Annotated in this window: 2 protein-coding genes and 1 riboswitch; both genes read right to left on the bottom strand. The window is 67.8% G+C overall.

The annotated features are described in order from the left end of the window. A partial coding sequence (locus tag Q0629_RS02330; protein WP_298778439.1) for a methylmalonyl-CoA mutase family protein occupies nt 1-870 on the bottom strand: 870 nt, incomplete at its 3' end. A 2-nt stretch (nt 871-872) separates the two neighbouring features. Continuing rightward, nucleotides 873-3,017 (bottom strand): methylmalonyl-CoA mutase family protein, encoded by a 2,145-nt coding sequence (locus Q0629_RS02325; RefSeq protein WP_298778438.1) that lies wholly within the window; start codon nt 3,015-3,017, stop codon nt 873-875. Between the two features lie 157 nt (nt 3,018-3,174). Further along, nucleotides 3,175-3,338, bottom strand: a riboswitch (cobalamin riboswitch). Between the last annotated feature and the right edge of the window lie 195 nt (nt 3,339-3,533).

Genomic DNA, 3,533 nt, shown 5'->3' with positions numbered 1-3,533 from the left:
GGCGAAGGCGTCGATGGTGAGCCCGGCCTTGATGCCCGTCCGCAGGTACTCCAGGCCGTCCGCCAGCGTGTAGCCCAGCTCGATGTCCGCCGTGCCCCCGGCCTCCTGGATGTGGTAGCCCGATATGCTGATGCTGTTGAACTTCGGCATGTACTGCGAGGTGTAGGCGAAGATGTCCCCGATGATGCGCATGGAGGTCTTGGGCGGGTAGATGTACGTGTTGCGCACCATGAACTCCTTCAGGATGTCGTTCTGGATCGTGCCGGACAGGACGGCCTTGTCCACGCCCTGCTCCTCCGCGGCCACGATGTAGAAGGCCATGATGGGCAGCACGGCGCCATTCATCGTCATGGAAACGGACATCTGGTCCAGCGGGATGCCCGCGAAGAGGATCTCCATGTCCAGGATGGAATCGACGGCCACCCCCGCCTTGCCCACGTCGCCCACGACGCGCGGGTGGTCGGAGTCGTAGCCGCGGTGCGTCGCCAGGTCGAAGGCGATGGAGAGGCCCTTCTGGCCCGCGGCCAGGTTGCGCCGGTAGAAGGCGTTGCTCTCCTCGGCCGTGGAGAAGCCGGCGTACTGGCGCACCGTCCAGGGGCGCGTGACGTACATCGTGGGGTAGGGTCCCCGCAGGAAGGGCGGCAGCCCCGGCTTGTCGAAGGCCAAATGGGCGAAGTGCCCGCCCTTCGCCTCCGTGTAGAGGGGGGGGACGTCGATCTGCTCCATCGTGCGGGTCGTCATCGCCTCGGGTTCAGACCCCGTCTCCGCCTTGAAGTTGCGGCTCCAGACCGCCTCGTCAAAGTCCGGGCCGGAAGTGGGGCAGTTCAGCGAAATTTGCGTAAAATCCGGGTTTTTATACGATACGGACATCTTTAGAACATCCCCTTCATCTTCTGAAATCCGGACAAAGTCTCAAGACAGTTTGAGCGGACGCTGATGAAGCCCTCCACGCCGGCCTCGACGTAGGCATCCTTGAACTCCGGGGCCGGCTCTCCGGCCAGGTAGACGCCCATCTTCGGCGCCCGCTCCTTGATCGCCCGCGCGAGCGGCGGCACCACCTCAGGGTACGTGGCGTCCGTGGAGCAGATCACCGCGATCTCCGCGCCGCTCGCGGCGGCGGCCTCCGCGCACGCCTCCGGCGTCTCGAAGCCGTCGTTGCGGAGCATCTCGAAGGCGGCCACCTCCATGAAGCTCGAGATGAAGTCCGCCCGTGCCTTGTGCTGGGGGATGGGCCCCATGTTGGCCAGAAAGACGCGGAAGTTATCGCCCGTCCGCGCCCTGTAGGCCTCCGTCCTGGCCCTCAGCTCCTCGAACTGCTCCGTCCAGCGGTGGGGTCGTACGGGCTCCGCCGCGACGTCGCCCCTCCCGCCCGCCAGCGCGGCCCGTACCTCGCCCAGCGTGGCGCCGGCCTCGGCCGCTGCGGCGACCTTCCCGATCAGGCCGTCGCCCGACAGCCCCTCGAGGGCCTTCTTCACCCCGGCGTCGTCCCGCGCCCCCTGGGCGCCCTTCAGCGCCCGCAGACGCTCCTCCCTTAGCCCCTCCCAGTCCGGCGACCCGAACTCCGGCAGGGGCTCGCTCATGTTGGGATACATGTTCGTGCCGACGGCGCGGTCGGAGCGCTTCGCCAGGTTCTTCCAGCGGCTCGCGAGGGTCCCGGCCACGTCCTCCTGCAGCGCGCCGGCCTTGACGCTCTCCAGGAAGCCGCCCCGTCCCTCGATCTCCTGGAGCCTGGCCCAGACCCTGCGGCTCAGCTCGTCCGTCAGGGCCTCCAGGTACCAGGAACCCCCAGCGGGGTCGATGGGCTCCCGCAGGTTGAACTCCTTCTGAAGCATGATCTGGGCGTTGCGGGCCACGCGGCGCGAGAATTCGGAGCCTGGCCGCAGCGCCTCGTCAAAGCAGCCGACGGTCAGCCCCTCCACGCCGCCCACGATCGCTGAAAACGCCTCCGTGGCACCGCGCAGCATGTTGACGTAGGGGTCGTACACCGTGCGGGTGAAGCGGGAGGTGCGGGCGAAAATCTGGGACTTCCGGGCCTCTTCGCCGCCGCCGAAGCTCTCCGCGATCTGAGCCCACGCGATGCGCGCGGCGCGCAGCTTCGCGATCTCCATGAAGAAGTTGGCCCCTTGCGAAAACTCAAAGCGCAGCCGGCGGGCGAATTGCTCCACCGAGATGCCCCGCGCCAGCATGGCGCGCAAGGTCTCGATGGCGGCCGTCATGGCGCAGGCGGCCTCCTGTGCCGCGTCCGCGCCGCCGTCGTGCGGCACGCTGCCGCGGATCAGGACCGTGCGCAGCGGGGAGCCGGTGGCTTCGGCCCAGCGGATCGTCTCCGCCATCTCGTCCCAGAGCTGATCCAGGGGCGCGGGCAAGCCCCCCGTTTCCAGCAGGTAGCCCATGGGGTCCGCCCCCACGCAGCCCGCAAGCGTCCTGGGGGCGACGCCCTCCTTTTTGGCCAGCGCGTCCACGAAGCCAAGCAGGGGTGCCGCGGAGGCCCCGGCATAGATCGCCAGGGGTCGGTCCAGCAGGCCCTTCAGCAGGGCCTCGACGTCTTCCAGCGTGGAGAGCGAGACACCCGCTCCGTCCGTCCCCGGCGCGTCGGCATCCAGCCCCGCCTCCGTCCGAGGGTCCAGGCGGAAGGCGACGGAGGTGGCCCCGCGCTCCAGCTCGTGGAGCAGGTTCCGGTGGGCTTCCTGGGGCAACGCCTCATCGCAGAACTGCACGATCTCCCACGCGCGCTTCAGGTTGCCGGAGGCCTCGTTGCCCCTCAGGGAGTAGGAACCGGGGTAGGTGCGCGCGGCCCTCAGGGCCCCCGTGTCCTCCGCCGTGTACATCGGGTTCAGGGTGATGCCCTCGTAGGTCTTGGTGAACATCCTCTTGTCGAAGGGCGCGCCCTTCAGGGCCGCGGTGGCCGCCTCCTTCCACGCCTCGTAGCTCAGAGGGGTGAACTCGTCAAAGGCGACGTCGGGAAGGTGCGCGGCAGCTGTCTGGCCCCCCGCCCCCGGTTCTTTTGCATTGCTCATATGCGATTCCTCCCGTTCTGGCGACGGCGCGGTCCTGCACCGCCCCAAGGTCTTTGGACAGGACAGACGTCCCGTCCGGCAGCTCCGCTGCCCAACGCAATCCGGGTCCCGCCGCACCCTGGCACGACAGGACGACAAGCCGCCCGCCTCCGCGCGGAAGGGGAAGGTCTTTCCCGGCAGGTTTCCTGGCTCTCACTCATCCTTCGCCCGCACCTTCCCGCCTTGCGGCAGTGGCTGACCTGCGGGCTCGTCGTGATTACAGTGGCCGGGCCGCTCCGGTTTCGCACCGGATTCCCTGCAACCGCAGAAAAAATTTTCGTTAACTTTTGTATTATAACGTAGGTTTGCAACTTCGGGGCGCCTTAAAGGGCAAACCAGGAAGGCAAAAAGGGGCAAAAGCGGGGGGGAATCGTCCGAAAGCTCCACGCCCGACGCCGAAGGGGTCGGGCGTGGTTCGGAGGGCGGGGTATCTCAAGGGGAAACGGCGGGGCAAAAGCGCGGAGGCAAGGGCCCTGC

Origin of the sequence: uncultured Fretibacterium sp. (assembly GCF_938030725.1) — a bacterium.
Taxonomy (GTDB): Bacteria; Synergistota; Synergistia; order Synergistales; family Aminobacteriaceae; genus Fretibacterium.
Note: the sequence above shows the minus strand (reverse complement) of the source record. Positions and strands in the feature narration are given on the sequence as shown.